General features: G+C 64.5%; 19 protein-coding genes, 1 tRNA gene and 2 pseudogenes. 6 read left to right on the top strand and 16 right to left on the bottom strand.

Features of this window, described 5'->3' with window-relative positions; genetic code table 11:
- Nucleotides 1-141 precede the first annotated feature (141 nt).
- Together KY084_RS09510 and KY084_RS09515 are read right to left on the bottom strand one after the other, a co-directional pair.
- Nucleotides 142-4,767, bottom strand: a complete 4,626-nt coding sequence (locus tag KY084_RS09510) for an NAD-glutamate dehydrogenase (protein ID WP_219238215.1) — start codon at nucleotides 4,765-4,767, stop codon at nucleotides 142-144.
- A 66-nt stretch (nucleotides 4,768-4,833) separates the two neighbouring features.
- Nucleotides 4,834-6,117: a PAS domain-containing protein gene (locus tag KY084_RS09515; protein WP_219238216.1), complete on the bottom strand. Its 1,284-nt coding sequence runs from the start codon at nucleotides 6,115-6,117 to the stop codon at nucleotides 4,834-4,836.
- 178 nt (nucleotides 6,118-6,295) lie between these two features.
- Between KY084_RS09515 and KY084_RS09520 the strand changes: the two genes are divergently transcribed.
- From KY084_RS09520 to KY084_RS09535, 4 genes and pseudogenes are all read left to right on the top strand, one after another.
- Nucleotides 6,296-6,371 (top strand) — tRNA-Thr (locus KY084_RS09520).
- Nucleotides 6,372-6,525: 154 nt separating this feature from the next.
- Entirely contained in the window at nucleotides 6,526-7,734 is a 1,209-nt protein-coding gene (locus KY084_RS09525; RefSeq protein WP_219238217.1) for a tyrosine-type recombinase/integrase, read from the top strand.
- 119 nt (nucleotides 7,735-7,853) lie between these two features.
- Nucleotides 7,854-8,203: pseudogene (locus tag KY084_RS09530) on the top strand (transposase); the annotation flags it as partial.
- 525 nt (nucleotides 8,204-8,728) lie between these two features.
- The gene (locus KY084_RS09535; protein ID WP_219238218.1) at nucleotides 8,729-8,941 is read left to right on the top strand and encodes a helix-turn-helix transcriptional regulator; all 213 of its coding nucleotides are present in this window, start codon (nucleotides 8,729-8,731) and stop codon (nucleotides 8,939-8,941) included.
- A gap of 500 nt (nucleotides 8,942-9,441) precedes the next feature.
- Here the strand turns inward: KY084_RS09535 and KY084_RS09540 are convergent, their stop codons facing one another.
- The 12 genes from KY084_RS09540 to KY084_RS09595 all read right to left on the bottom strand — a co-directional run bounded on the left by KY084_RS09540 (nucleotide 9,442) and on the right by KY084_RS09595 (nucleotide 21,187).
- Nucleotides 9,442-9,654, bottom strand: coding sequence for a DUF2274 domain-containing protein (locus KY084_RS09540; protein WP_246587033.1), 213 nt, complete (start codon nucleotides 9,652-9,654; stop codon nucleotides 9,442-9,444).
- A 2-nt stretch (nucleotides 9,655-9,656) separates the two neighbouring features.
- Nucleotides 9,657-10,928, bottom strand: a complete 1,272-nt coding sequence (locus KY084_RS09545) for a TraB/TrbI/VirB10 family type IV secretion system protein (RefSeq protein WP_219238220.1) — start codon at nucleotides 10,926-10,928, stop codon at nucleotides 9,657-9,659.
- Nucleotides 10,925-11,851, bottom strand: a complete 927-nt coding sequence (gene trbG, locus KY084_RS09550) for a P-type conjugative transfer protein TrbG (protein ID WP_425516729.1) — start codon at nucleotides 11,849-11,851, stop codon at nucleotides 10,925-10,927. The genes KY084_RS09545 and trbG overlap by 4 nt, the downstream gene beginning before the upstream one ends.
- Nucleotides 11,848-12,624: a conjugal transfer protein TrbF gene (gene trbF / locus KY084_RS09555; protein ID WP_219238221.1), complete on the bottom strand. Its 777-nt coding sequence runs from the start codon at nucleotides 12,622-12,624 to the stop codon at nucleotides 11,848-11,850. The genes trbG and trbF overlap by 4 nt, the downstream gene beginning before the upstream one ends.
- Nucleotides 12,621-13,916: a P-type conjugative transfer protein TrbL gene (gene trbL / locus KY084_RS09560; protein WP_219238222.1), complete on the bottom strand. Its 1,296-nt coding sequence runs from the start codon at nucleotides 13,914-13,916 to the stop codon at nucleotides 12,621-12,623. The genes trbF and trbL overlap by 4 nt, the downstream gene beginning before the upstream one ends.
- A 108-nt stretch (nucleotides 13,917-14,024) precedes the next feature.
- Nucleotides 14,025-14,738 carry a P-type conjugative transfer protein TrbJ gene (gene trbJ / locus KY084_RS09565; protein ID WP_219238223.1) on the bottom strand — a complete coding sequence of 238 codons (714 nt, stop codon included), beginning with the start codon at nucleotides 14,736-14,738 and terminating at the stop codon, nucleotides 14,025-14,027.
- Between the two features lie 7 nt (nucleotides 14,739-14,745).
- On the bottom strand, nucleotides 14,746-17,178 hold the full coding sequence (trbE, locus tag KY084_RS09570) for a conjugal transfer protein TrbE (RefSeq protein WP_219238224.1): 2,433 nt from the start codon (nucleotides 17,176-17,178) through the stop codon (nucleotides 14,746-14,748).
- Nucleotides 17,172-17,441, bottom strand: coding sequence for a VirB3 family type IV secretion system protein (locus KY084_RS09575; RefSeq protein ID WP_219238225.1), 270 nt, complete (start codon nucleotides 17,439-17,441; stop codon nucleotides 17,172-17,174). The genes trbE and KY084_RS09575 overlap by 7 nt, the downstream gene beginning before the upstream one ends.
- Nucleotides 17,438-17,773: a TrbC/VirB2 family type IV secretion system protein gene (locus tag KY084_RS09580; RefSeq protein WP_219238226.1), complete on the bottom strand. Its 336-nt coding sequence runs from the start codon at nucleotides 17,771-17,773 to the stop codon at nucleotides 17,438-17,440. The genes KY084_RS09575 and KY084_RS09580 overlap by 4 nt, the downstream gene beginning before the upstream one ends.
- Before the next feature lie 14 nt (nucleotides 17,774-17,787).
- Nucleotides 17,788-18,753 carry a P-type conjugative transfer ATPase TrbB gene (gene trbB / locus KY084_RS09585; protein ID WP_219238227.1) on the bottom strand — a complete coding sequence of 322 codons (966 nt, stop codon included), beginning with the start codon at nucleotides 18,751-18,753 and terminating at the stop codon, nucleotides 17,788-17,790.
- Complete coding sequence (locus tag KY084_RS09590) at nucleotides 18,750-19,148, bottom strand: ribbon-helix-helix domain-containing protein (RefSeq protein WP_219238228.1); 399 nt, start codon at nucleotides 19,146-19,148, stop codon at nucleotides 18,750-18,752. The genes trbB and KY084_RS09590 overlap by 4 nt, the downstream gene beginning before the upstream one ends.
- An 8-nt stretch (nucleotides 19,149-19,156) precedes the next feature.
- Nucleotides 19,157-21,187 (bottom strand): conjugal transfer protein TraG, encoded by a 2,031-nt coding sequence (locus KY084_RS09595; RefSeq protein WP_219238229.1) that lies wholly within the window; start codon nucleotides 21,185-21,187, stop codon nucleotides 19,157-19,159.
- 925 nt (nucleotides 21,188-22,112) lie between these two features.
- Between KY084_RS09595 and KY084_RS09600 the strand changes: the two genes are divergently transcribed.
- Complete coding sequence (locus KY084_RS09600; RefSeq protein WP_219238230.1) at nucleotides 22,113-22,769, top strand: HAD family hydrolase; 657 nt, start codon at nucleotides 22,113-22,115, stop codon at nucleotides 22,767-22,769.
- 77 nt (nucleotides 22,770-22,846) lie between these two features.
- Here KY084_RS09600 and KY084_RS09605 read toward each other — a convergent pair whose 3' ends face one another.
- Nucleotides 22,847-23,992: an MFS transporter gene (locus tag KY084_RS09605; RefSeq protein ID WP_219238231.1), complete on the bottom strand. Its 1,146-nt coding sequence runs from the start codon at nucleotides 23,990-23,992 to the stop codon at nucleotides 22,847-22,849.
- Nucleotides 23,989-24,531 carry a TetR/AcrR family transcriptional regulator gene (locus tag KY084_RS09610; RefSeq protein ID WP_219238232.1) on the bottom strand — a complete coding sequence of 181 codons (543 nt, stop codon included), beginning with the start codon at nucleotides 24,529-24,531 and terminating at the stop codon, nucleotides 23,989-23,991. Before KY084_RS09610 ends, KY084_RS09605 begins: the two co-directional genes overlap by 4 nt.
- Nucleotides 24,532-24,913: 382 nt before the next feature.
- Between KY084_RS09610 and KY084_RS09615 the strand changes: the two are divergent.
- Nucleotides 24,914-25,221: pseudogene (locus KY084_RS09615) on the top strand (transposase); the annotation flags it as partial.

Below are 25,221 nucleotides of genomic sequence, written 5' to 3' on the forward strand. Positions count from 1 at the left end.
GACGAACGGAGGTAAAGGGTCTTTACCCTGCCTCCTTGCCGTTTGTCCTGAGCAACGTCGAAGGCCCGTTCTTAGCAATCCTCGCAAACGCGCGACGGCGCTTTGCGGATGTCGTCACGCCAGGGTCCTTCTCCGCCAACGCTATCGTGCCAGCAGCACCCTTGCCTGGCTTGCGATCTGCGCCAGCATAGCGGCGTTGACCGCGGGGGCGCGGCGCGCGCGCGCGACCAGTTCGACGAACTGATCGACCCGCGCGGCGTTGTCCACCAGCCATTGTTCGACCCGCTCCTTCGGGTCCGCGCCGTCGACACGGCCCAGAAAGTCGAGCCGAAGCTGTTGAAAATCGCGCGCGAGTCCGGCGACGAGCAGCCGTTCCCACGGATCGCCCGTATCGATGCGCGCAGCAACCGCCTGCGCCCAGTCAAGGCCAAGCGCCTGACCCAGCCGGGTGAAGGCGCGGGTGAGCGTGGTTTCGTCGATCCCGCGCCGTTCGCCCAGATCGGCAAGCCCGACCGCACCGTCCAGTTCGAAGATGCGAACGACCTTCTTCACCAGAGCGCGCGGCGCACCCGCTTCTTCCAGCCGCGATGCCAGCCGGCCGCTTTGCGCCTTCACCTCTTCGAGCAGCAGATGCTTCGCCTGCTTGTCGAGATTACCGATGCCCGGTTTGAGCGATTCGATGACCGCGCGCGGCGAATCACCGGGTTTGCACACGCGAAGCAGGTCGGCGATCTGCGAACGCGTCGCCACCGCGACTTCGTCGAACAGCGCGATGCGCGCGCTTTCCGACATTTCGGCTTCCTCGATCTCCTTCCACAGCGCGGGAAGGTTGAACAGGCGTTCGACCACGACGAACATCGCCGCGATATCGCCCATCGCCGCGCCTTCCTCCTCGGCCAGTTCGAAGGGATGCAGCACGCCCAGCCGGTTGACAATGCGGTTGGCGAGGATCGTCGCCACGATCTGCCCGCGCAGCCTGTGCGCATCGATCGCATCGGCATATTTTTTGCGCATCGCGGTCGGGAAAGACTGGTGCAGATCGGCGCGAAGTTCCTCATCATCGCCAAGGCCGCGATTTTCGACCGCGTCCTGCAACGCCAGCTTTGCCGTGGCGAGCAGCACGGCCAGTTCGGGCCGGGTAAGCCCCGCCCCCTCCTGGGACCGGCGCAGCAGATCGTCATTGGGGGCAAGCCCTTCGACCGCGCGATCGAGCCGTCCGGCGCTTTCGAGGATTTCGATGACGCGGACATAGCTGGGCACCGCGACCGCGCCGTCCTGTTCCATGAACGACAGCGCCAGTGTCTGCAGCCGGTTATCCTCAAGCACCAGCGCGCCGACATCGTCGGTCATCCGGGCCAGCAGCTTGTTGCGCTTGTCGAAGTCGAGCCGGCCTTCCATGACTTCGCGGTTGAGCGCGATCTTGATGTTCACCTCGTTATCCGAACAATCGACGCCCGCCGAATTGTCGATAAAGTCGGTGTTCACGCGGCCGCCCTTCATGGCGAACGCGATGCGCCCCGCCTGGGTGACGCCCAGATTGGCCCCCTCCCCGATCACCTTGGCGCGCAGACTTTCGGCGTTGACGCGAAGCCGGTCATTGGCGGGATCGCCGACCTCTGCATTATTTTCGGCCGCTGCCTTGATATAGGTGCCGATGCCGCCGAACCAGACAAGGTCGACCGGACTTTTCAGGATCGCGGAAATCAGGCTGGCGGGATCGAGTTCGTCGGCATCAATGGCCAGCATCTCACGCATCTGTTTCGACAATCTGATCGTCTTTTCGGTACGCGAAAAGACGCCGCCGCCCTTTGAAATCAGCTTCTTGTCGTAATCGGCCCAGCTTGATCGCGGCAGGTCGAACATACGCTTGCGCTCTTCCCAGCTCGTTGCCGGGTCGGGATCGGGATCGAAGAAGATATGCCGATGATCGAACGCGGCGCGCAGGCGGATCGCTTTCGACAACAGCATGCCGTTGCCGAACACATCGCCCGACATGTCGCCGCATCCGACGACATCGATGGGATCGGTTTGCACATCGACACCCATTTCCAGGAAATGCCGCTGAACCGATACCCAGCCGCCCTTGGCGGTGATGCCCATCGCCTTATGGTCGTAACCGTGGCTGCCGCCGCTGGCGAACGCGTCGCCCAGCCAGAAATCGCGGTCTATCGCGATGGCGTTGGCAATGTCGGAAAAGGTTGCCGTTCCCTTGTCCGCGGCGACGACGAAATAGGGATCATCGCCGTCATGCACAACAACGCTGTCGGGATGAACGACATCGGGGCCGACGATATTGTCGGTGATCGACAATAGCGAGCGGATGAAGATGCGATAGCTTTCCTTGCCCTCTTCGAACCACGCTTCGCGGTCGGTGGCGGGGGACGGAAGTTGCTTGGCATAGAAGCCGCCCTTCGCGCCGGTCGGCACGATAACGGCGTTCTTCACCCGCTGCGCCTTCATCAGGCCAAGGATTTCGGTGCGGAAATCGTCACGCCGGTCGGACCAGCGAAGCCCGCCGCGCGCGACCGGGCCGGCACGCAGGTGAATCCCTTCCACCCGCGGCGAATAAACGAAGATTTCACGCCAGGGCAGCGGCTGCGGCAGGCCGGGAACCATGTTCGAATCCAGCTTGAAGGCAAGCGCCTCCTGCGCCGCCGGGGCATAGGCGTTGGTGCGCAGCGTCGCCCGAACCACCCCGCGATAGGCGCGCAGGATGCGGTCGTCGTCGATCGCCGAAACATCGACCAGTCCGGCATCAATCGCCGCATCGGCCGCCGCCATCGCCGCATCGCGATCCTTGTCGCGTGCCGGATCGTGCGCGGCGGCAAACCGGTCTATCAGCGCGTTGGCGACGGCAGGCGCACCGCGCAACGCATCGACTACCGTGGACAGACCGTAGGACATGCCCGTCTGGCGCAGATAGCGGAACCAGGCGCGTAGCAGCACGACCGAATCGGGCGTCATCCCGGTTTCGACGATCAACCGGTTGAACGCATCATTCTCCGCCCGGTTTTCGAGCACGGCGGCAATCGCGCCCTGCACCGTTTCGCGGTCGAACGGTCGGTCCGGATCATATTCGTCCTCGATCGACACTTCGAAGTCGTGGATGAAGGCGCGGGCATCGCCTTCCAGCGCGGTCGGCACTTCTTCCACCACGCGAAAGCCGAAATTTTCGAACACCGGCACCGCGTCGGAAAGCGGCAACGCGCCGCCCAGCCGGTACAGCTTCACCCGGATGCGATCCTTCATCCCGTCCTGCGGGATGATCCGCACCGCGCGCGCATGGTCATCGTCCAGTTCGGCGATGCGCACGATGTCGCGCGCCGCTTCGTCGGGCGTGTTCGAATTGCGATAGTTGGTCGGGAAGCAATTGGCGTAGCGCATGGCGAGCCGAGTCGCGCGCGGCGCGCCCTGTTCGGCAAGCGCCGCTTCCACCCCCGGCCGCCATCCGCGCGCCATCCGTTCGATCCGCGCATCAAGTTCGTTGGCATCGGGCATCCTCCCGTCGCCACGCAGATCAAGCGTATAGCGCATCAGCGCCACCACGCCGTCCTCCATCGAGATCGACCAGCTCAGCAGGTTTGCGTTCGCCGCCCGGGACAGCATATCGCCGATGGCGAGCCGCCGTCCGGTCGACACCTCGTCGCGCGGCAACCAGACGAAACCGAACAGATGACGTCCCAGTGCGCTGCGGATCAGGATCAGCCGCGAGCGCGGCCGGTCGGCGATTGACATCGACGTCATCACCAGCGTGCCCAGATCGTTTTCGGAAAAAGCGGTCGTCAGGTCATGCGGCAGCGCAGCGAGCGAATGCGACATCGCCTTTCCGGTATGCCCCTTCGGGTCGAAGCCGAAGCGTTGTTCCAGCGCGGCGATATGCGCGCGCAACACCGGCACGTCATGCGGCGGCGTGTGCAGCGCCGCGCTGGTCCACAGCCCGGCATGGATCGACAGCCCGACAACCGCATCGCCGTCGCGAATCGGTGCAAGGACCAGATCGAGCGGCACCCGGCGGTGCACGGTGGAGATGCAGTTGGATTTGAGCAGCAGCGGCGAAGGACGCCCGTCGCGAAACCATTTGAGCCCCCGTTCGCGTGATGAATCGGCAAGCAACGGCACGTCGAGGGTTTCGCGCCCAAGCCCCAGCCGATCCTCTGTCCGGCCATCCTCGAACCAGCGTTCATGTCCGAGCAGCGTCATATTGCGGTCGATGAACCAGCGCAGCAGCGCCGCGCCTTCGTCATCGCCCAGCGTGTCGGCATCGGCGCGCATCGCCGCTTCCAGCTTTCGCCAGTCGGCCACCGCATCGCGGACATGGTCGAGCACGCGCTCCAGTTCGGCGACGAGTTCGCGGCGCGGCTTCGCATCGGCGCGATCCATTTCGATATAGATCATCGATTCCGGCTCGCCGGTGTCGCCGATTTCGACCAGCCTGCCTTCAGCATCGCGGCTGACGCGCAGCACCGGGTGGATGATCCGGTCGACCGCGATGTCATGCGCACCGATCGTTCCCGAAATCGAATCGACCAGGAACGGCATGTCGTCATTGACGACCGCAAGCCGCATCCGGCGGCGGTCACCGCGCGAAAAGGTATCGAGTTTCAGGCTGGGTTTGCCCGGTTCGCGCCGGATCGCGGCTTCGGCGACGAATCGCGCAGCCTCCGCCCGCTCGGTTTTTCCGAACCCTTCGGTCTCTCCCGGCAACGCTCCTTCGACGAGCCTTGCCTCAAACGCCTGCGAAAGCGACTTCTTGCTCTGTTTTGTCATGGTGCGCGATATGCGCCTCCGGCGCGCCTGGCTCAAGGCTTGTGCGACGGATCATCGGTCAGCGTCTCAATCGATCGACCGGCTCACCGCGCGGCGGGTCAATGCCGCATCATCGTCGAGTTTCGCCACGACGTCGAGCATCCCGGCCTCGCCGCGCCGGGCGACCAGCACCACGAATTCTGCATCGCCCGCCCCCATCGGCACGCTGGCGATCGCCGCGCGGGTGCGCAGTTGGCCGGCGGCCTGTTCATAGCGGTCGGCAGGGCCGGCGGGACGGCGAGCGGCGCGTTCGGCCTTTACCAGCCCTTTCAGCCCGCCTTCGGCAGCGTCGATGAACGCCCCGAAACCGCCCGGCGCGACCCCATGACGCTTGGCATGGTCGAGCGCGGCGGCGAATTCGGTGACCCGCGCCTTGTCGTAATCAGCGCCGAAAACCAGCTTTACCACCGGCGTCATCGGCGCGCGCTTCTGCACCTTCAATCCGGCCTCGGCGATCAGCCGGGCATAGCCTTCGCCGTCCTGCTGCGCCGCGCAGGCAAAGTCATAGGCGCGGGCGAGCGCGCGATACAGCGCCGAGCGCGAGCGCGTATCAGCGGCACGCACCGACGCGGCGGTTTCGCGCGCGAGCATCAGGTGATCGCCCAGTGCGGCATTGGCCGGCATTTGACGCGGCACTTCGGGTTCGTGACGCGGCGCAACCGGCAAATCGGCGCTGGCGCTACCGCTTCCCGGCCCGTCGGCCCATACCGGCGCGGCAAGCGGCTTTGGCCGCGGCGTGCTGCGCGCCTTTTCCAGTTCCTCGTCCAGCTTCGCCTGGGTTTCAGCGTCGACCAATTCCTTCCAGTTGATCACGCCATAGATGAAGTCGATTGACTCGGCGGTTGAAGAAAAAGGCATCAATATACCGCGATACAACGTATTATGGCCGCGCTGGCCGACGAACTCGGCTTCGAACCCGATCGGCGCGCGATTCGCGATAATTTGAAGATAATGGTCGGTCAGGCGGGAAAGCAGCGACCTGCTGGGCACCTGATCGACATGGGTGATGGACGAATCGACTCCGCATTCCCCGCGCAGCCGGTCGCCCAGAAAGCGGATTGCGGGGTTTTCCAGCCCGGCGGTGAAATCAAGCAGCACGCTGTTCGATCCGAAATCGGCGATACTGCCCGGATCAAGGTCGCCGATCATCGGATAGGGCCGCCCGTGCAGCAGCGAAACCCAATGATTATAGGCACGTACGTGCATGCGGCGTTCGTCGCTGCCCACGTTCAGCGGCGTATCGGAAAGCGCGCCGTCGGTGGCGTCGTTCCCATAGTCCTTGCGTCCGTCGATGCCGCGGGCGGTGTCCATAACTATTCCCCAACGTGCGGCGGAAATCCCGCCGAATACGCCCCCCGTTGTGCACCCATGTGGTAAACGATGCGTAAATCCGGCCCATTGCGGTTACCGGTCAATCGGGCGCTTGAAAGTGGCGCAGGTAGCTGGTAAGCGCCCCTCCCTCGGGCGACGGCCAAGGCCTCCCCCGCGAGCCGCTTTAGCTCAGTTGGTAGAGCATCGCATTCGTAATGCGGGGGTCACAGGTTCGAGTCCTGTAAGCGGCACCACGACATAACCAGAACATGGCTAGAAAACCGCAGAATTCTGCGGTAAAATGACCTCTGTCGGGTCCCACGGTTTCTCACTTTGTTCCACCGTGGTCCACCCAAAGTGGACCACGAATCGGTGGACCACGAGCAACTGCAGGAGTCGTGGTCCACCATGCTCACCAACACACAGATTCGTGCTCTCAAGCCGGCCGCGCAGCCTTATAAGGTTCCGGACCGCGATGGCCTGTTCCTCCTGGTCCAACCGACTGGCGCGCTGCTTTGGCGATTTCGCTTCAAGATCCTCGGAGTCGAGCGAAAGCTTTCACTCGGCAGCTACCCGGACGTGTCACTCAAGGAAGCGCGTCTTAAACGGGATGAGGCGCGCGCTCAGGTCATCGACGGGATCGACCCAGTCGAAGAGAAGCGACAGCGGCGTATCGAGGCTGAGTTGGCAGCGAAGACGACGTTCAAGCTGGTGGCTGAGGAATATATTCAGAAGATGGAGATGGAGGGTCGATCACCAGCCACCATCAAGAAGGCACGCTGGTTTCTCGAGCTGCTGAACGGCATCGCCAAACGCCCGATCGCATCGGTAAGCCCCCATGAACTGCTCGACGTGCTCAAGCGCGTCGAGCGCCGTGGGCATCACGAAACAGCCTTAAGGCTTCGCTCATTTGCTGGGCGCGTGTTTCGCTACGGCTTTGCAACGCTGCGAACCGATCACAACCCAGCGGACATTCTGCGCGGCGCATTGGTTGTTCCTCGGGTGAAGCATCACGCAGCCCTCGTCGAACCAGCACGGGTTGGTGAGTTGCTTCGAGCAATCGACGAGTATGAGGGCCGGCCCGAGACCCGATATGCGTTGCAACTGGCCCCACACGTCTATCTGCGACCCGGCGAGTTGCGCCAGGGTAAATGGAGCGAGATCGATTTCGCCGAAAAGGTCTGGCGACTGCCAGCCGAGCGCATGAAGATGAAGCAACCGCACGCGGTGCCGCTCTCGCGCCAATCGCTCTACCTGCTCAAGGAATTGCGATCGCTTGCGCGGTCGAGTGAATTCTTATTCCCGGCCCTGCACACCACGCTTCGGCCGATTTCTGACAACACGCTCAATGTCGCTTTACGACGCCTGGGCTACCAGCGCGATGAGATGACAAGTCACGGTTTTCGAGCGATGGCGAGCACCTTGCTGAACGAGTCTGGTCTCTGGCACCCCGACGCGATTGAGCGTGCCTTGGCTCATGGTGATCACAACAAGGTCCGAGCTGCATACCATCGGGGCGCACATTGGGCGGAGCGCGTCAGAATGGCGCAATGGTGGTCCGATTACCTCGACCAACTGAGAATTGGCGGAAAAGTATTGAAGGGCAAATTCGGCTAGCGTTGTTAACTACGTCTAACTTCGGAGTGGCCCTGATGGGCCAGCTTGCCTGTCTGCCCTGCCTCCTCCGCTAAGTGGCCCAGAGATTATGATAGTCTGGACCACGAAAGAGACAATGAATGTCGAGCAAGAAGCACATGCCGCAAGAGATTATCGGCAAGCTGCGTGAGGTTGGAGATTGTGCTGGCGCAGGGAGCATCCACCACCGCGGCATGCCGACGGATCGCGGTCAGCGAACAGACCTATTATCGCTGGCGCAAGGAATATGGCGGACTGAAGACCGACCAGACGTGGCGGATGAGGAAATTGGAGAAGGAGAACCAGCGGCCGCGCCGGGCGATCTCGGACCTGACGCTGGACAAATTGATCTGCAGGAAGCCGCGAAGAAACCCCCAGGGCAAGCGCAGCTAAACTTTTGAGCCCCGCCCGGCGGCGTTGCATGGATCAGCTACGATGGGATTTGCCGATCCAGGCACTCCCTTGCACGGCTCGACATTGAGCACTCAAAATTACCGCGACCGAGCCGAGAAAGGTAAGCGTGGGCGGCAGTAGCGAAACGACAATCCCACCCGCATAGGCAAGGAGCCCCCGAAGAGCCGAAACGAAGAGACGGCCGCGGCAGAGCCGGGGTTGCGACACGCCGTGACGGGATCGCCGGGCAGCAACGGCCCACCCCCACCCTATCGGCGCCCGAAGAATCCGACGCCGGCCGCGCATACTGGCGATCGCATGCCGGAACGACAAGCGCCGGCCACAGCGTCAGAGATGGCAACTCATAAGGTCCGAGACAATAGATTCGGCCCCGCGCAAGCGCCGTAGAGTTCGGAAGCGGGAGCGTGGTACGGTGTGGGCCTTGGGCAGTTTCTGCGAAAACTACGCGCTGGAACGCCAATACTGCATATTGCCGCAATGCGCCTCCGCGTGCCTTGCAGCTGGCTCACTGGTGCTCAATCCTGTTCGCAGGCACCCACCGCAACACGAACAGGAGCAAGTCATGTCCGAACAGCCCGAACGTATCCTCCGACTGAACGCGGTACTCAATCGCACTGGTCTTAGCCGTTCAACGCTATACCGAAAGATGCATGATGGGACCTTTCCCCAAAACATCCAAATCAGCGTCCGCTGTGCCGGATGGCGCGAGTCAGCCATCGAAAATTGGCTTCGCAATCCGATGTTTTACGAAGCAAGCGAAGAAAGGTCTAGCTGACCGACTTCTCCAAGATTTCGATTTGTCGCCCTTTTCCCCTTCATGAAAGCAAGCGATGTTGAAGCCGTCAGTAACGGAAGCAATGTTCGAAACTCCGGACGGCTCTTTAGCATGAGCGTCGAACAGCCCACCTTGATCGTCTCGATCTCGCCTTCCTCAATCAATTCGAGAATTTCCCTCGTAACCGGCCGGTGAGCCACGTGCTGTCCTGTTCGGCATAGCTGCCGAAGTTCAAATCTGTGGTGGTCTCCTTCTGACCCCCGAAGCCTGACTGCGCGATGTGCTCACCCGCATCGCGGATGGGCGCCCGGTCAACCGCATCAGGGCATGGTCACACAAACCCACAGAGTCCGCAACTGGGCTGCCGTGGACCTGCGACAACGGTAGTGGGCAGGCATTTACTTCCGATCGGCCGACGCCGAGTATGGCGAGCGAGGTCGAAATACGCACGGTGATCGGCGACGGCGGTGCCAAGGGCGGGATAGGTCAAGCCCGCCTCCTCAGCGTTCGCGTTGCGCGCGGGCGAAGGCGCGGTCGCTGTCGAGAAAACCGCGCAGCATGAACGGCACGAGATCCGCGACGCGTTCAGTCTCGCCATAGGTCTCGGCGTAGAGCGCTGCATAGTCGGCAAGCGCCTGATGCAGGTCGGGGGCCAGACTGATCGTCAGCCGGACGGGGCTGCGATCGGGCAGACGGTCGAGCTTGATATCCATTGTCACATTCCTTTCCATGGCCTGAGCACAAGATCCTTGTTCACCACGACGCGGAGCGGCCAGCCGGGACGGATGCGGATCGTCGGCTGTACGTTGAGGTTGCGCTCGACCAGCCGGTCGCCGGCGCGCGCGCCGCTTTGCTGGGCGGAATCGCGCAGCGCTTCGACAAGGTCGCTTTCGTCGGAAAAGCTGAGCTGCGTGCCGACGCCAAGCAGCGTCGAAAGGCCGACGCCTTTGAGCAACTGCCAGCTATGAAGGTCGAGCCGATCCGCGAGTCCGGCGTAGCCCTGGGTGTCGCTCGCTGGCCAGTTGTCGATCGCGATCGAACTGCCATCAGGCAGGATCAGCCTTTGCCAGATGACCAGGGCCCGCTGCTGGCCAAAGGCCACGACGCTGTCATAGCTGCCGATAAGACGGCTGCCTTGCGGGATGAGCAAGGTCCGACCGGTCAGGCTGTCGAACGCCGGCCGGGTGACCTGCGCGGTGACGATACCCGGCAGGTCCGAATTGATGCCGGTGATGAGACTTGCCGAAATCACGCTGCCCGCGCTCAGAAGATTGGGCGAAGCGGGCGGCTGAAGGCGATCGGCACTGACGAAGGCGTGCGAAGGCGCCTCGCTCAGAACATCAAGCTTGCGCTGCTGCGCGCCCGGGTCACGCTCGGGGTCGAGCACAAGGCGAGATCCGGTGTCGGACGATGCTGGTGCGGGCGTCGCCGCCGGAGCGAGCGGCGCGGAGCTGACCGGCTGAGCAGGCATTGGGGCTGCGCTTCGCGTGTCGACAAGCAGCGCCGACTGACGCGCCGCGATCCGCTCGGCTTCGGCACGTTGGCGTGCCTGCTCGGCAGCCTGCGCAGCCGGGTCCGGTGCGGTCTGTGGTGGTGCCACGCCCAATTCGCGCTGCCGTTCGAGAACGGGGCCGCCGAGATCGCCGGGAAGCGGCGGACCGAGTTCGGGGACTTGCGCATAGCTGTCCGGAGCGCCGGCCAGGCTTTCGGGAACACGGTCGCTGGCAAGTTCCGGAGGATCGCGGTCGAGCGCGACGGGGGAAAAATCCGCCGTACGAAGAGCAAAACCGGCGACGCCTGCGATCACCGCCGCGACAACGCCCACCCCGGCAATGACGACGCCGCGCCGGAAGCGCGCCACCGGCCGCGGCTTTCCGCGCAGGCTGAGGGTCTGCGGCGCGACCTTGGCGCTCGTAAGCGGTGGCGGCTGCGTGCCGGGCGTTTCGCTGTCCGCCTGCGGCGGCGGTGTTTCTTCTTGCTCGGTCACCGGCGGCCTCCACGACGCGAATCGCGGGTGATTCGGACAATCTGTTGTCTGCGCTCTCCCAGCCGAAGTTCGGCGGCGTCAAACAGCCGGTCGACGATGTAGAAGCGGCCGCGCAGCCGGTAATTGACGAGCTCCGCTTCGCCGTTGGGCCCGATAAGGAACAGCGGCGGTGCCTCGCCGGTCGCAAGATCGGCCGGAAACTCAATGAAGACCTGATGCCCATCGTCGAATGCGCGCAGCGGACGCCAGGCGGGACGGTCGCCATCGATCCGATAGTCGAACCGGAGATTTTCCGGCGCCAGCCCCGCCGCGACAGGTTCTGCCGCCGCCGCTGCCCCGGCCGTACGGCGCAGCGCGATCAGGTCGTCGGCGGGATAGGTCCATGAGATTGCCGTCATCGCCGTTTCGGCGGTGCTGTCGAGCAGGAGATGGTAGCTGCGGCGATCGGTGGTAATGACCAGATTGGTGCTGAGCCCGGCGGCAAAGGGCTTGACGAGGATATGCGTGCGCCTGCTCGTTCCCGAACCGCTTTCGGTATCGCCGATCGTCCAGCGCGCGGTGTCGCCCGCGGCGATCGCGATCAGCTGCTCGCCCGGTTGAAGCGCGAGGTCGGTGACGCGCTCGGGCGCGGCGAAGAGCCGGTAGAGCGCGCCTTGGGCAAAGGGATAGACCTGGATGGCGTTGACGAAGCCAGCGCTGCTGGGTTCGCGAAGCGCGGCATGGATCGCCGCATCGACCCGTGCTTGCGGCGGCGTGTCGTCGGCCCGCCGAGGCTCGCGATCGGGTGCGGGCTGAAGTTGTCCGGGAAGCGGCAGCGGCACCGGCATCGGTACAATGCGCAGAGACGGCTGCGGAGCTTCCTGCGCGTGCGCGGGAATAGCGAGCAGCAGGGCGGCAAGGCCAGGCGAAAGAAAACGGATCACTGGCGGTTCTCCTCGACAGGGGCTGATAGGGAAAGTCGCTGGCCCGGTGCCGTCGGCAGGCGCGACGCCGGCGGGACAGGCGGCGCTTCAACGTCGAGCTCGCGGCTCCAGTCGATCGCATCGACATAAAGGCCCAGCGGATTGCGGCGGAGCACATCGGCTGATCGTGGCGGCCGCAGAACGACGGTCAGGATCCCGGTCCAGCGTTCGGTGCCCGCAAGGCTGCCCCGCGCGTAGCGGCTCTCGGTCCATTTGACCTGAAAGGAGCTCGGCGAGGCGCGTACGACACTGGTCACCTGCACCGAGACCGTCTCGTCGCCGACATGCGAAAAAGGGTCGGCACTACGCGCATAGCCGCTGAGCGCGACATTGCCGCGGCGCGTGACGAAGTCATAGGCTTCCAGCCAGTTGCGGCGCATCAGGACCGGATCGAGCGAGACTGAGCGGACATCGGTGACGAAGCGGCCGAGGAACCAGGCAATCTGCGGGTCGGTCGGGCGATACTCGGCCTCGGCGGGCGCAACGGCCTGCGCCTTTCCCAGGGCGTCGACTTCGACGACATAGGGAAGGACGCGGCTCTGCATCGACTGCCAGACGAGTGCCGCCGACAGTCCGCCCGAGAGAAGCAAGGAGCCAATCGCCGTCAGCCGCCAGTTTCTCGCCTGGACGCGCGTCGATCCGATGCGCTCGTCCCAGAGTTGGCCGGCGCGCTGATAGGGGGTTTCGGGTTCGGGGGTGCGCCCGTAGCGCTGCATGGTTCGCCGGAATTTCATCCATCTTTCTCCTTGATATCCGGGGTTGCGCCGGCACCGCCCGAGCGGCCTTCGCGTAGGGTTTGGAGGGCCAGATGGCGGTGATGCCGGGCGCTTTGCTCGGCGCGCATGCGCCGCGCCCAATCGGGCGCGGCGGTCCCCGCCGCATTGGGTTCGCCGGGGGCAGATGCGCTGCCATGCGTCGTCCCGCTCGCCCAGGCTGCGTTCCGGCCACGAGCAGCAGCGGTAGCCAAACCGAGCTTCTGTCCCGCCGCGCCCCGCGCGGCGCTGGCGACGCCGCCAAGACCTGCGCCGACCGTCGCGCGACCCGACGTTTCCTGACCGAGTTTCCAGGCGGTCGAGGTCGCCGAGCCCAGCGACGTTCCGGCGCGCAATGCGCCCAGTCCCGCGCCGCCCGCCAGACGCATCGCACCGGCCGTGGCGCCGGCACCTAGCGCCGCGCTGCCGGCGACGGCGATCGTGGTTCCGATCGCGGCGCCCGCGCCGAGTTGCGGCGCGCCCGAAACGAGGCCGGTGGCGATCCCGGGACCGAAAATACCGAGACCGAACAGAGCAAGGCTGGCGAGCACGAGGCTCATGGCCGCGCCGATATCGGGCTCCTGTCCTTGCAGCGCGGCAGTGAATTCGCTGAAGAATCCCGAGCCGATCCCGACGATCACGCCGAGCACCATGACCTTGATGCCCTCGCTCACCACGGATCCGAGAACGCGTTCGGCAAGGAAGCTCGTGCGATTCCACAAAGCGAAGGGAACGAGGATGAAGCCGGCAAGCGTCGTCAGCTTGAATTCGAGGATGGTGACGAAGAGCTGGACCGCGAGGATGAAGAAAGCGCAGATCACGATCACCCAGGCGATCAGCAGCACCATGATCGTCAGGAAATTATCGAAGAAGCTGGTGAAGCCCATCATGTCCGACGCCTGATCGAGCAGCGGCCAGGCTGCCTCGAAGCCCGCACCCGCTAGGCGCCCGGGCTGAAGCAGTTGGTCGGACGCGATCGTGCCGCCACCCGCGGTCAGACCCGCCTGCGCGAAGGACCGGAAAATGAGCTCGGCGAGCGTCGCGAAGCTGTTCAGGATGAGCGCGAAAGCACCGACATAAAGGATCTTCTTGAGGAACCGACCGAGGACATCGTTCTCGCCGCCCAGCGCCCAAAAAAGACCGGCGAGCGTGATGTCGATGCCGACCAGCGTGCTCGTGAGGAATGCGACATCGCCGCCCAAGAGGCCGAATCCGCTGTCGATGTAACGGATGAAGTCAGCGAGAAATCGATCGATGACATTGAGGTCGTTCACGCGTGTCGCTCCGGTAAAAAGGGGGCCGCGGGACGCTCCGGAGGGGAGCGGACGGAACGCCCCGCGGCGTCCGACGGCGGGGAGGCGAACCCGCCGCCGGGATCGGCACTAGCGCGGGGTGTACGCGCTGCCGGTGCCGAGAAACTTTTTGGTCGCCGCGCGCGCATCGGCTTCGGCCTGGGCGCGGCGCGCGGCCTCGAATGCTTCGGCGCGGAATTGCGCGGCGAGCAGATTCTGGATCTGGAGCTGCTGCTTGGTGGCGAGCGCGAGCAGCTGATTGGTCGTCTGGCCGAGTTGCATCGCCCCTTCGGCGCCCTGGCTGCGCGCGCTGATTTCGGCGAGCGTGCGCGCGTCGTCCGCGACATTCTCGACCACCTGCGCCTGCACGCCCATCGTCTGACGAAAACCCGCCATTGCGGCGTCGAGCCGGGCGCGGGCCTCGCTGGCGCGCGCATCGGCGCGGACCTGCGCATCGAAATCGGGAAACAGGCTGCGAAACTGTTCGTCGAGGCCGTCGATGCGAAAGTCGATCGCCTGTGCCTCGTCCATCAGCGCGTTGATCGCCTCGAGCCGCCGGTTAAGTTCGGCGAGCTGCGGAAAATCGGTCGGCTTCAGATTTTTCGCCATGTTCTGAAGCATGGCGGCTTCATTCTGGAGCGACTGGATCTGGTTATTGATCTGCTGGAGCGTGCGCGCCGCGGTCAGCAGGTTCTGCGAATAGTTGCTGGGATCGAACACGGTGATCTGTGCCGCAGCGGGCGGCGCCAGCATCACGGTGCCGGTAAACAGCAGCGCGGCGGGGATGATCGTGCGTAGGGACATGGGGGGGCTACTCCGAACGGTGCGAGGGAAAGTCGGCCACCAGTGGCGCTGCCCAGTCGAGGCCGACCGAAGCGAGGAAGCGGGCAGCGAATTCTGAAGCGCCATTGTCGGTGAGCAGCGCGTCGATTTGCGCCTGGGCAGCAGGGTCGGACGCCCCGCAGAGCGCCAGCGCGATCGGACCAAGGCCTAACTCGAACAGCCGATTGCCCCGTGCGGACTGGAGATAATAGTCGCGCTTGGGCGTCGCGCGGCTCACCAGTTCGATCTGCCGGTCGTTGAGGCCGAAGCGGCGATAGAGATCGCGTCCCTGGGGCTCGATCGCGCGATCATTGGGGAGCAGGATGCGCTGCGGACAGCTTTCGAGAATGGCGGGCGCGATGCTGCTTTGCGCGACATCGGCGAGGCTCTGCGTGGCGAATACGACCGCGACGTTCTTCTTGCGCAGCACCTTGAGCCATTCGCGAATGCGCGCGGCGAACAGCGGATGGTCGAGGAAGAGCCAGGCCTCGTCGAGGATCAGCAGGGTCGGACGGCCGGTGAAGCGCGCTTCGAGGCGATGGAAGAGATAGCTCAGCACCGGCGCGGTGACGCCTGTCTGTCCCATCAGCGCTTCGGTTTCGAAACATTGCAGATCGCCGAGCGCGAAATCCTCTTCGGCCGCGTCGAGCAGCCGGCCATAAGGGCCTTCGAGCGTATAAGGTGCGAGCGCCGTGCGCAGCGCTGTCGATTGCAGCACCAAAGTGAGCCCGGTGAGCGTGCGCTGTTCGACTGGGGCGGCGGCGAGGCTGGCGAGCGCCGACCAGAGCGCGTCCTTGATATCGGGCGTGACCGCGACCTGCTCATGCGCGAGCAGGCTCGCCAGCCATTCGGCCGCCCAGGCGCGCTCAGCCTCGCTGTCGATACCGCGCAGCGGCTGAAAGGCGATTGTGCCGCCGGCCTCGCCGCCGAGCCCCAGCGCATGATGGCGACCACCCATGGCGAGCATCGCCGCGCGCGCCGACAACCCCTTGTCGAAAACATAGATTTGCGCGCCCGGATAGCGGCGGAACTGGAGTGCGAGCAGCGCGAGCAGCACCGATTTGCCGGCGCCGGTCGGACCCAGCACGACCATATGGCCGACATCACCGACATGGGTCGAAAGGCGGAACGGCGTCGCGCCCGCGGTATCGGCGTAAAGCAGCGGCGGTCCGCCGAGATGGTCGTTGCGCGCGGGACCGGCCCAGACGCTCGACAGCGGCATCATATGCGCGAGGTTGAGCGTATGGACGAGGGGTTGCCGGACATTGGCGTAGACATGGCCCGGCAGGCTCGAAAGCCAGGCTTCGAGCGCATTGACGCTTTCGCGGATGAGCGTGAAGCCGAGGCCGTTGACGATGCGCTCGACGGTGCGCTGCTGGGCTTCGACCACGCTGCGATCGCAATCGGTGAGCGTGATTGTCGTGGTGAGATAGCCGAAGGCGACATGGTCGCCGCCCAATGCCTGGAGCGCGAGATCGCTGTCGGCGACCTTGTTGTCGGCGTCGCTGTCGGTGAGCGCGACGGGTTCGTTGGACAGAACTTCGCGCAGGAGCTGCGCGACCGACTTGCGCTTGTTGAACCATTGGCGGCGGATGCGGGTGAGCACGCGTGTCGCTTCGCTGCGGTCGAGCGCGATGAAGCGCGTGACCCAGCGATAGGCGAAGCCCTCATGATTGAGCGCGTCGAATATCCCCGGGCGGCTGACATTGGGCAGACCGAGCACTGTCAGCGTGCGCAGGTGCAGGTCGCCGAGCATGGGCTCGAGCCCGCCGGTCACCTCGGTATCGACGAGCAGGCCATCGAGATACATCGGCGTGGCGGGCGCGGCGACGCGGTGGCGGCGCCCGGAAATCGTGCCGTGAAGATAGGTCAGGGTCTCGTCGTCGCCGAGCGGCCGGATTTCGGGGAGAAAGCTCGAAAACAGGTCGAGCGTGCGGTCGGTATCGGCGGCGAAGCGCGCGAGCGCGGCCCGCCAGTCGCGCCCCGGCTCTGCGGCGCGCTCGACGAGCGCGCGCCCTACGGCGTCCGAACGGTCTTCTGGCGGCAGAAAGCTCAGCGTCAAGAAATAGCGGCTTTCGAAATGCGCGCCGGCGCTCTCGAAAGCGGCGCGCCGTTCGGCATCGACAAGCCAGGAAGCGGGATCGGGAAAGCTGCCGCCCGGATAGCCAAGCGCTTCGCGCCGTTCGGCCTCGACGAACAGCGCCCAGCCAGAACCGAGGCGGCGCAGTACATTGTTGGCGCGCGCGCAGGTGGAGACCAGCTCGGCTTCGGTCGCGCTCTCCAGATCGGGGCCGCGAAAGGCGAAGCTGCGCTGGAAGCTCCCGTCCTTGTTGAGGACGATTCCGGGAGCGACCAGTGCGGCCCAGGGGAGATGGTCGGCGAGCCGGTCGGACCGGTCGCGATATTCGCGCAGGTTCAGCATGCGAGCCGTCCCCGCTGGCGCAGGTGCCGCAGCAGCACCGGCGCGAAGTCAGGGTCGCGCTTTGCGGCAAAGGCGGCGAGCGTGTGTCCGACCGCCCAGAGCGCGAGCCCGGCGATCCATTGCTGGAGCCCGAGACCGATCGCGGCGGCGAGCGTGCCGTTGAGGATCGCGATCCCGCGCGGCGCACCGCCGAGCAGCAGCGGCTCGGCGAGCGAGCGATAGACCGGAGCCTCAAAGCCCTCGATATGGGTGGCGCCGTTCACGCGACCAGCGCCCCGCCGCCGAAGCTGAAAAAGGAGAGGAAGAAGCTCGATGCGGCAAAGGCGATCGACAGCCCGAAGATGATCTGGATGAGCTTGCGGAACCCGCCTGCGGTTTCGCCGAAGGCAAGCGTAAGTCCGGTGACGATGATGATGATCACCGCGACGATCTTGGCGACCGGACCCTGAACCGATTCGAGCACCTGCTGGAGCGGCTCCTCCCAGGGCATGCCCGATCCGGCCGCCCGGGCGGCGCCGGCGATCAGGAGCGAAGCGGCGAAAGCCACGGGGAGCAGCGGGAGGCGCCGCGCGAAAATGGAATGAGAAAAGATCATGAGGGATCTCCTTGCTAGGGGGTGGTGAGCGTTTGCAGCGCGTAATTGCCGTCGGAATCGATCCCGACGAGCCGGGCGATCGTGGCGATGCGGCGCGCCTGGCCGCGTCCGGCGATGAAGACGATGAGATCGAGCGCATCGGCGATGAGCCGCTGCGGGACGGTGACGACCGCCTCCTGGACGAGCTGTTCGATCCGGCCGAGCGCCGCTGCGGCGCTGTTGGCATGGACAGTCGCGATGCCGCCCGGATGGCCGGTGTTCCATGCCTTGAGCATGTCGAGCGCTTCGGGGCCGCGCACTTCGCCGACGATGATCCGGTCGGGACGCAGCCGCAGCGTCGAGCGAACGAGATCGGCCATGGTGGCGACGCCCGGGCGGGTACGCAGCGCGACGGTGTCGGGCGCGGGACATTGCAGCTCGCGTGTGTCCTCAATCAGGATAACGCGTTCGTCGAGCGCGGCCATTTCGGCGAGCAGCGCATTGGCGAGCGTCGTCTTGCCCGAACTCGTGCCGCCGGCGACGAGGATATTGGCGCGGTCGCGCACGGCATTGCGCAACAGGTCGGCCGCGCGCGGATCGCACAGGCCGTCGCGGACATAGTCGCCCAGCGCGTAGATTCGCGAGGCGGGACGCCGGATAGAGAAACAGGGGGCGGTGCTGACCGGCGGGAGCACGCCTTCGAAGCGTTCGCCGGCACCTTGCCCATGCGGTGGCAGTTCGGCCGAGACGATCGGCGCCATCCCATGGACCTCGGTGCGAGCATGGCTCGCGACGAGGCGGATGATGCGCTCTGCCTCGCCGGGCGCGAGCCGGATATCGGTGTCGACCCGCCCCTCACCCAGCAGGTCGAGCCGCAGCGCGCCGTCGGGATTGACCATGATTTCGAGCACGCGCGGATCGCCGAGCGCTGCAGCGATCGCAGGCCCCATGGCGGTGCGCAGCATCGAGCGGCGGCGCTCTGCCGACAGCGCGCCGGTCATGGCCGGCGCTCCTGGTTCTCGCCGAACGTCCGACGTCCGGTTCCGAGCCGGCGTCCGACCTGGGTGACGAAGGCTTCGAAGCGTTCGCGCCCGACCGCGCGTGCGGCTGCGTCGGCTTCGGGAAGCGGCGCCTGCACGGTGAGCTGCCAGCGGACGAACAGCGCGAGCGTCTCAAGCAGGATGTCGAGGTCGCGGCGCAGCCGGGAAAGATCGGCCGACATATGGTCGAGCCGTGGCTTCAGCAGCGTGTCGACCTCGCGCGCGCCGCGCCGGGCGAGATAGGCGCGGAGCGCATCGGCGACGATCGCCGATTTGGTCGTGCCGGGACTGGTAGCCAGCGCTTCGAGCTCGGCGCTCAGCGCCTCGTCGAAATAGAGGTGATGGCGGGGTTTCATCGGCGACCTCAGAAATTCGGCAGCAGCGGCTGACGCGCCGTGCCTTCGTTGAGGGCATGCGCGCGAAGCACGGTGTCGGCGCGTGCGCGCGACATCGCCTGGGCCTCGGCGGCCGGGTCGCTCTCTTCGGCATCGAAACCGAGCAGTTCGAGCTGCCGGACCTGTTCGGGTGAGCGTGCCGGCTGTTCGGGCAGCTCGGGGCTGCGCTGCTGTTGCGGACCGCCCTCCTTCGCCGTGGCCGATGCAGCGGTCGCTTCCACCTCGGCAGGGGCGGACAAGGCGGGCATGTCGGGACGACGCGGTTCCGACCAATCATGTGGCCGTGAGGCAGGCGCGTCGGCATAGCGGTCTTGGTGCAGCACCGGCTCGTGGAGCAGCCGTGCCGTGAAATTGGCGTCGGCATAGTGGCGCAGCTTCTGCGCGCGGATCGGCGCCATGCCCGATACGAGCACCAGTTCCTCATGCGGCGGCAACTGCATCACCTCGCCCGGCGTCAGCAGCGGGCGGGCGGTTTCCTGGCGGCTAACCATGACATGGGCGAGCCAGGGCGCGAGCCGGTGCCCCGCATAGTTGCGCATCGCGCGCTGTTCGGTCGCGGTACCAAGCGCGTCGGAGATGCGCTTGGCGGTGCGCTCGTCATTGCTCGCGAAGGCGACGCGGACATGGCAATTGTCGAGAATGGCGTTGTGCTCGCCATAGGCCTTGTCGATTTGGTTCAGCGATTGAGCGATCAGAAAGGCGCGCACGCCGTAGCCCGCGAGGAAGGCGAGCGCGGTCTCGAAGAAGTCGAGCCGGCCGAGCGCGGGAAATTCGTCGAGCATGAGCAGCAATTGGTGCCGCCGCGTACCGTCGAGCCGTTCGGTCAGGCGGCGACCGATCTGGTTGAGCACGAGCCGGACAAGCGGCTTGGTGCGCGAGATGTCCGAGGGCGGCACGACGAGAAACAGCGAGACTGGCCGCGCGCCCTCGACGAGATCGGCGATCCGCCAGTCGCATGCCGATGTCACCGCCGCGATGGTCGGATCGCGGTAGAGCGCGAGAAACGACATGGCGGTCGAGAGCACGCCCGAGCGTTCATTCTCGCTCTTGTTGAGCAGTTCGCGCGCAGCCGAAGCGACGACCGGATGCGTCTGCGGAGCGTGCTCGTCGCCGAGATGGTTGGCCGTCATCATCCGGCGCAGCGTGTCGGCAAAGCTGCGCTGGGGATCCGAGAGGAAGGTCGCGACCCGCGCGAGCGTCTTGTCCTCTTCGGCGTAGAGAATGTGGAGGATCGCGCCGACGAGCAGCGAGTGGCTGGTCTTTTCCCAATGGCTGCGGCGGTCGAGCGCGCCTTCGGGATCGACCAATATGTCGGCGATATTCTGGACGTCGCGCACTTCATCGACGCCGCGCCGCACTTCGAGCAGCGGATTGTAGCGCGCCGAACGCGCGTCGGTCGGGTTGAAGTAGAGGCAATGCGAGAAGCGCGCACGCCAGCCGGCGGTCAGCGACCAGTTTTCGCCCTTGATGTCGTGAACGACAACCGAGCCGGTCCAGCCGAGCAAGGTCGGCACGACGAGACCGACGCCCTTGCCCGAGCGCGTCGGGGCAAAGGCCATGATATGTTCGGGCCCGTCATGGCGCAGATAGCGCCTGGCCGTCTGGCCGAGAAACACGCCGGCTTCGGCATGCAGGCCGGCGCGCGCGATCTCGCGGAGGCTCGCCCAGCGCGCCGAGCCATAGGTGGTGACATGCCGCGACTGGCGGGCGCGCCAGAGCGAGCCGATGATCGCCGCCGCGCAGCCGAGAAAGCCGCTGGCGCCGGCGAGCGCGCCCGCCCGGTCGAAAACATGCGGGGCATAGGCGTCGAAATGATACCACCAGGGGAAGAGCGCCCAGGGCCGATAGACCGGCAGCCCCCGCAGATAAAACCAGGCGGGTCCGAGCTCGGGCTGATAGCTGAGCATTGCGGCAGCCCATTGGGTCGCCGCCCAGACACCGGCAAGCACGATCGCGAGGGTCAGGAGGATTTGACCGATCAATAGCTTGGTGGGTGTCATGGGCGGCTCCCGAGCCGCCAAGAATGGATGAGCGGCTCGAGTGAAAGGTGCCGCGATCGGACGAAAAGCGGCAGAGCGCTGGTCTACGCAGGTCTACGATAAGGCCGCAGGCGCGGCGACCGGGCCACGTCAGCCGATCTCGGCACCGCTCCAGTCCCATTGATCGTCCAGTTGATGCGCTGTGGCTAACGAGTCCGAAGACCTCTCGCCCGATCTGCCGCTCGAGCACCGACCCAAGGCACGATCGATGGTTTAGGCAGGGGAAGTCTGCTCGAAGATAAGACCCTCACGGCGAAAACATGGGTTTGAGTCCTGTAGGGTCGCCAGCGATTTCAAAGACTTAGCACCTGATAATCTGTACGAATTTGCAACTTGCCACAAATTTAATGCAAAGCTGTGGTCGGGAATCGGCAGATTTTCACGGATTGTTCTGGGTGATCCCTTCCGGTCCTGCTGCGGCGGAGTGGATTAGCGATCCTCTGATTCGCACCCAAAATCCGATCGTTCCCCCCACCGGCGATACACTAAAAGCCGACGCGCTGCGCATGGAAGGAATGGCCGCCGCGAACATAGCTCTCGTAGAGCGTTACGTTGTTCCCCAAGAGCTGCCGCTCGTTCAGGTATGGGCCAGACAGCAGTTGGGCCGGTGGTTGCATGACAGCTCATAAGCAGCGCGACCTGGACAGTGGACGCTAATTGTACCGCGAAAGCACAAGTCAGGCTCGCGGGTGGCCAATCGGCGCTATCAGCACATTCCCAATACGACACTGATTGGATTGACATGGCAAAGGGTGGGTACGACGCGGACCGATTGCGCGGTTCGGTACGTTGCACGTCGTCGGGTGTGCAGTCGCCGCCCCTCCACTATAGCCTTGCGGAGCAAGCGATGTCCCGATCAATGCCCTCTCGTCCGATCCGCGCCGTATTGTTCGATATCGACGGCACCCTGGTTGACAGCAACGATTTCCATGTCGAGGCGTGGCAATGTGTGTTTGCAGACGCTGGGCACGATATCACTCGCGACCGCATCCATGGTCAGATCGGCAAAGGGGGCGACCAACTCGTCCCCGCACTCCTGCCGGATCTCGACGAACAGGCCGTGGACGCGCTGTGTGATCGACACGGCGCCCTGTTTAAGCGCGAATATATCGCCCAGGTCGAGCCCTTCCCCCACGCCCGCGACCTCGTCGCCCGGGTGCATGATGACGGAATGCAGGTGGTGCTGGCATCCTCGGCTTCCGGCGACGAGCTCGACCATTATGTCGACCTGATGGACCTGAAGCCGTTGATGACGGCGGCGACCGCGTCGGACGATGTCGACCGTACGAAGCCCGCCCCCGACATATTCGCCGCGGCGCTCGCCGAACTGCCGGACCTGGGAGCCGGGGACGCGGTCGTGATCGGCGACACGCCCTATGACATGCGCGCGGCCAAGCGGTGCGGTATTGCCCGGATCGCAGTGCGGTCGGGCGGATTTTCTGATGGCACTCTCCGTGAGGCGGGCGCAGACGCTATCCATGACGACCTTGCCACGCTCCTGCGCGAATACGACCGGTCAATGCTTGGTGTTGGCCGGGGGTGATTCAATTCTGGCTCTTGTCTCGCTCGCTGGGCAGAACCGATGGCGACGTCGGGGAGCCGCGAATACACCATCGTGATCTACGGCTGTGTCGCAGAGAACGGGTGGGCCCTTTGCAGGGGGAAAGCTGCGGCAGCCACCGCGAGCAGCGCAAAAGCCACGCCAGCCATCATTCGGCCCGATTGCTCCAGAAGAAAGCCGAAGAGAGGAGCCCCTGCCGTTTGTCCGATCGCGATTGCCAGGAAGCCGATCATGATACCTGCAGCTGGCCGCTCCGGTACGGCACGCACCCCCCACACCAGATACACTCCCGTCAGCATCATGTAAGCGCCGCCGAAGACCGCACCACCTGCCATTGCGATGATCGAGTTGGCCGCCACCGCGATAGAGAGAATGGCGCTTGCCATTGCGGTCAGGAAGACGACATGCACCCGATCAAGGCCGAAGCGCTGCACAGCAGCGCCGCACAGCCCTCCTGTAAGTCCAAAGATGCCGATGACGAGCCAGAGACAGCCGACATCGCCGCTCGCCCAGCCAAGGCCCTTGCGGGTGAGTTCGCCTCCGAACGACCAGACTGCTGTGCTCGCCACACCCATTACAAGCGCCGAGGCGGTCAAACGCTTCAGTTCCAGGCTAAAGGACGGAAAGCCGCCTTCCGCGCCAATATCTGGTCTGGCGGCGCGCGGCATGGCCAGAGCAATCGCCAGCGTCGCCATGGCGGCAGTCCCAGCAAAGAGCATGAAAGCGAAACGCCAGTCATCGCCGAATATCCAGGCGGCGGGCGCAGAGAGTGCTACGCCTCCGGCGGCTCCCGCGTTGATTACCGTATTGGCACGGTCTTGCCGGTGACGGTTCAGATTGGCGGCGACGGATGCTGCCAGAGGAGGCGAAGCAAGCCCGGTGCTCAGCCCCGCGATGAGGACGGCGAGTCCCATGGCCGTGCCGGTTTGCGCTGCGGCCATGCCAGCCAGCCCGGCGGTGCCGATCGTTCCCGCCAATGCGGCAACAGCACGCGGGCCGAACCGCTCGGTCAGCACGGCAGAGGCAATGATCGCGATGCAGTAGCCCAAGAAGGAGCCACCCGAGACAAGCCCGCTAAAGGATGCGGTGAGTGCAAGGTCGCTCGCAATAGCCGGAAGGAATAGACCGAAGGCAAAGCGCGCAAGTCCATAACAGGTGGCGACAAGGCCGAACCCGCTGGCGATGAACAGCGTTGACCGACTCATTTGAGGTCGGCCGCTTCCCGACATGCAGTTTGGAGCAGTACCGCCGCGGCGACGCCAGCCGCTTCGAGAGCATCCTTGCCACGATAGACTGCGGCATGCGTCGCGCCCTCGAAAAGCACGAGCACCTGCAGACCAAGCAAGCGGTCCGGTTTGCCGAGGTCATGCTCGACACACTGCGCGATGTGCTCCGCCAACTCGTCTTTATGCGCCATAACCCGCTGCGCAATCGCAGGGTCGTCGTGGCCGGCTTCGCTAAGTGCGCGCAGGAAGAAGCATCCCCGTGCACCTTCTGTATCCACCCAGTCGGCGAGCGCGGCGAACAACTCGGTCACGCCGCCGTTCGGCAGCGAAGAGAAGAACCGCTCGCCGCGCGCATCCAGTACGCCGGCAATAAGGGAGGCACGTCCGCCAACATGTTTGTAAAGCGTTCGGCTTGAGACCTCCGCGGCTTTGATGAGGCTGTCCATACCGGTGCCGGAAAAACCATATTTATCGAGGACGGGTTCGGAAGATGCGATGATATCAGCACGGCTAACCATGCCACAGATGTAAAACGGTCGTTGTACATTTCAAGTGCTTTTTAGACGGCTTGAATTCGCATGCGATCTCGAAGGCGTAGCAATGATGCACGCATCGCCGCTCCGGCACTTCGGTTTTGTCTCGCCAACAAAGCCGACGTTCGCCGGCTCATCTTGAGCCATCGATACCCACCGTTTATTCAACAGATGCTTCCGGCTCCCCGGAACGCAAGGAGCCGGAGGCAAGATCAGATTTCGGTCCTTTCGGAGCGTCAGCGCATCATCGACATCTACGCCGAGATAGCGAACGCTGTTCTCGATATTGCTATGATCGAGAATGGACTTGTAACGGTTTTGCGCCGGTCACTTGAGAGCATATTGCTCGTTCAAGGAGACCGACGAGATGATCAAGCATGGTGAAGAGTTTAAGCGGGAGGCGGTGCGCATTGCGCTGACCAGTGGGTTGCCGCGCGAGCGGGTTGCGTCAGATTTGGGGATCGGCAAATCGACGCTGAACAAATGGGTGTCGCATTATCGTCCTTCTGACCTTGTGGCAGCGCCGCAGGCAGATCTAGCTCGAGAGAATGAGCGACTTCGCCTTGAGAACCGTGTGCTCCGGGAGGAGAGGGAGGTACTAAAAAAGGCAACTCAGTTCTTCGCGAGCCAAAGGCCGTGAGGTTCGCCTTTGTGCACAGTTGGCGGCACCGCTGG

This window comes from Stakelama flava (genome assembly GCF_019351405.1).
GTDB classification, from domain to species: domain Bacteria; phylum Pseudomonadota; class Alphaproteobacteria; order Sphingomonadales; family Sphingomonadaceae; genus Sphingomonas; species Sphingomonas flava_A.

Excerpts from the sequence above, each read along its gene's own strand:
- KY084_RS09525 (WP_219238217.1), top strand. The coding sequence starts at position 6,526 with ATGCTCACCAACACACAGATTCGTGCTCTCAAGCCGGCCGCGCAGCCT.
- trbE (WP_219238224.1), bottom strand. The coding sequence starts at position 17,178 with ATGCTGAACCTGCGCGAATATCGCGACCGGTCCGACCGGCTCGCCGAC.
- KY084_RS09535 (WP_219238218.1), top strand. The coding sequence starts at position 8,729 with ATGTCCGAACAGCCCGAACGTATCCTCCGACTGAACGCGGTACTCAAT.
- KY084_RS09605 (WP_219238231.1), bottom strand. The coding sequence starts at position 23,992 with ATGAGTCGGTCAACGCTGTTCATCGCCAGCGGGTTCGGCCTTGTCGCC.
- trbB (WP_219238227.1), bottom strand. The coding sequence starts at position 18,753 with ATGACCGGCGCGCTGTCGGCAGAGCGCCGCCGCTCGATGCTGCGCACC.
- KY084_RS09540 (WP_246587033.1), bottom strand. The coding sequence starts at position 9,654 with ATGGATATCAAGCTCGACCGTCTGCCCGATCGCAGCCCCGTCCGGCTG.
- KY084_RS09510 (WP_219238215.1), bottom strand. The coding sequence starts at position 4,767 with ATGACAAAACAGAGCAAGAAGTCGCTTTCGCAGGCGTTTGAGGCAAGG.
- trbJ (WP_219238223.1), bottom strand. The coding sequence starts at position 14,738 with ATGTCCCTACGCACGATCATCCCCGCCGCGCTGCTGTTTACCGGCACC.
- trbF (WP_219238221.1), bottom strand. The coding sequence starts at position 12,624 with ATGAAATTCCGGCGAACCATGCAGCGCTACGGGCGCACCCCCGAACCC.
- KY084_RS09580 (WP_219238226.1), bottom strand. The coding sequence starts at position 17,773 with ATGATCTTTTCTCATTCCATTTTCGCGCGGCGCCTCCCGCTGCTCCCC.
- KY084_RS09590 (WP_219238228.1), bottom strand. The coding sequence starts at position 19,148 with ATGAAACCCCGCCATCACCTCTATTTCGACGAGGCGCTGAGCGCCGAG.
- KY084_RS09610 (WP_219238232.1), bottom strand. The coding sequence starts at position 24,531 with ATGGTTAGCCGTGCTGATATCATCGCATCTTCCGAACCCGTCCTCGAT.
- KY084_RS09595 (WP_219238229.1), bottom strand. The coding sequence starts at position 21,187 with ATGACACCCACCAAGCTATTGATCGGTCAAATCCTCCTGACCCTCGCG.
- KY084_RS09515 (WP_219238216.1), bottom strand. The coding sequence starts at position 6,117 with ATGGACACCGCCCGCGGCATCGACGGACGCAAGGACTATGGGAACGAC.